Annotated in this window: 2 protein-coding genes and 1 pseudogene; 2 read left to right on the plus strand and 1 reads right to left on the minus strand. The window is 62.1% G+C overall.

Translation table 11 applies throughout. The features are described 5' to 3' along the window. Window positions 1-644, minus strand: a 644-nt coding sequence (locus I6U14_RS17825) for a uroporphyrinogen decarboxylase family protein (protein WP_296901177.1), incomplete at its 3' end; no start/stop codon positions are given. Window positions 645-1,136: 492 nt separating this feature from the next. Here I6U14_RS17825 and I6U14_RS17830 point away from each other — a divergent pair. Then, entirely contained in the window at window positions 1,137-1,985 is an 849-nt protein-coding gene (locus I6U14_RS17830; protein ID WP_296901180.1) for a pyruvate, water dikinase regulatory protein, read from the plus strand. Window positions 1,986-1,987: 2 nt separating this feature from the next. Beyond that, window positions 1,988-2,214 (plus strand): annotated as a pseudogene (locus I6U14_RS17835) (Maf family protein); the annotation flags it as partial.

Here is a 2,214-nt window from a genome sequence, read left to right on the forward strand (position 1 = left end):
GGGAATGTGTGTAAGGGACCGGTCTCCGCCGGGGCCCCCGCCTTATGTGGTCCGCGGGGATAGGGCCCCGGGGCCTCGAAGGTCATATCCCTCAGCTTGGCGAAGCCATCCGGGGCGCGATAGGCCCACAGCCGCGCCGGCGCCTGGTCGGGCGTGCTTTGGCCGGCCACCATATAGGTCGCCACGGTCCACGGCCCGCCGCAAAAACCGATCAGCGCCCTTTCCTCGTCCAGCGCCTGGGAAACCCGCGAGACCGTCTCGTAGATCGGCGCGACCGTCTCATCGACGCGGTCCATCGACAGCCGAGACAGCTCGGCCTCGGTTGTGATGGGCTCAAGCTGCGGACCCTTGCCCTCTTCGAACCAGACCTTCTGCCCAAGCGCATGCGCCACGACCAGAATGTCGGAAAACAGGATCGCCGCGTCGAATCCGTACCGCTCGATCGGCTGCAGCGTCACGCGCGCCGCCAGCTCTGGCGTGTAGCACAGATCGAGAAATCCGCCGGCCTGAGCTCGCACCTCGCGATATTCTGGCAAATAGCGCCCGGCCTGGCGCATCAACCAGATCGGCGGCGGGGATACGGCTTCTCCGGAAAGCGTGCGAAGGAAGCGGCTCGGCTGGGCGGGCGTGCTGTCGTTCGACATTAGGTCCGATCCATAATCCCTAAAACAAAATTCTCTCTTGAGCCTGACTCTGCTGTTTTATTTTGAGCAGGGTGGATTTGTTGAATTCAGAAAGCTCCACCCGCTGTCCACAGCTTGTCGCCGGCCGCGGCTCCGGCGCTCAGTCCTGCCGCCAAAGGGGCTGTCTGTCAATCTGAACAATGCCGATTTTTGACGTTTGAGCCATTGGTTATACATGTTGCTTGAGAGGCACGGCGCGCGGACAGCCGTCAGTGCGATGTGTGGATCGCGGATTGGTCGTGCACAGATGCGGAAATGGCGCGCAATCTCTGTCACCAGTCCGCGCGCTGTGTATGATTTTTTGATTGGCGTGCGGGACTCGGGATGGCAGTGGGCAGTCCAGCCCGGTTGTGGTGACGAATCCGGGATTCGCCCACATCGAGGCCGTGCGCTTTGAACAAAGCAAGCCGCCAAGACGCTCAACGATGCGCGCAGTCGCCAACGGATCGGACCATGCAGAAGAAGGCGCCGAAAAAGTCGTTTCACCTCCACCTCGTTTCGGATGCGTCGGGGGAAACGCTGACCATGATTGCCAAGGCGGCCACGGTTCAGTACTCGCTGATCCGCGCCATTCACCATGTCCATCCGCTGGTGCGCACCCGCAATCAGCTCAACGACGTGGTGGAGAAAATTCAGGCCAACCCCGGGATTGTGCTCTACACCATCGTCAATGCCGAACTGGGCCGCGAGTTGCAGAACCAATGCAAGCAGATGGGGCTGCCCTGCATCGCGGTGCTGGAGCCGATCCTCAACGCCTTCGGCCAATACCTGGGCGCCGACTCCACACCGGTGGTCGCCGGCCAGCATGTGCTCGACGCCGATTATTTCCGCCGCGTCGACGCCATGCAGTTTTCGATGATGCATGATGACGGGCAAAACACCGAAACGCTCGACGAAGCGGATATCGTGCTCATCGGCATCAGCCGCACCTCAAAGACGCCAACGAGCATCTATCTCGCCAATCGGGGCTACAAGACCGCCAACGTCTCTCTCGTGCCGGACCTGCCCATCCCGGAAACGCTCAAGACCGCGGAGCGCCCGCTGATCGTCGGTCTCACAGCCACGGCGGAGCGAATCGCCGAAATCCGGCACAACCGGGTGATGTCCTTCAATGATCGGCGCTTGCAAGACTATGTTGATATGGATCGCATCAAGGAGGAGATCGCCTACACACGGCGCTTGTGTCACCGGCATCACTGGCCGATCATCGATGTGAGCCGCCGTTCGATTGAGGAGACGGCGGCAGACATTATCCGCCGCTATCAGGATCGCCAGGCGGCGCGCGCCACGCAGGAGGGCTGAGGATGACAGAAGCCGCCTCGCCGGTGACTGCTGGTCTACAGGTTGAAAAACCCGTTTTGATCCTTGCCTCGGCCAGCCCGGCGCGCGTCTCGGTGTTGCGCAGCGCTGGCGTGGCCTTCACACAGCAAGCCTCCGGGCTCGATGAGCGCAGCGTGCGCGAGGCCCTGCGCCAGGAAGGGGTAGCGACCCAGCCCGGCGACATCGCGGAACTCCTGGCGATTACCAAGGC

Source organism: Thiohalocapsa sp. (assembly GCF_019695415.1).
Classification (GTDB): domain Bacteria; phylum Pseudomonadota; class Gammaproteobacteria; order Chromatiales; family Chromatiaceae; genus Thiohalocapsa.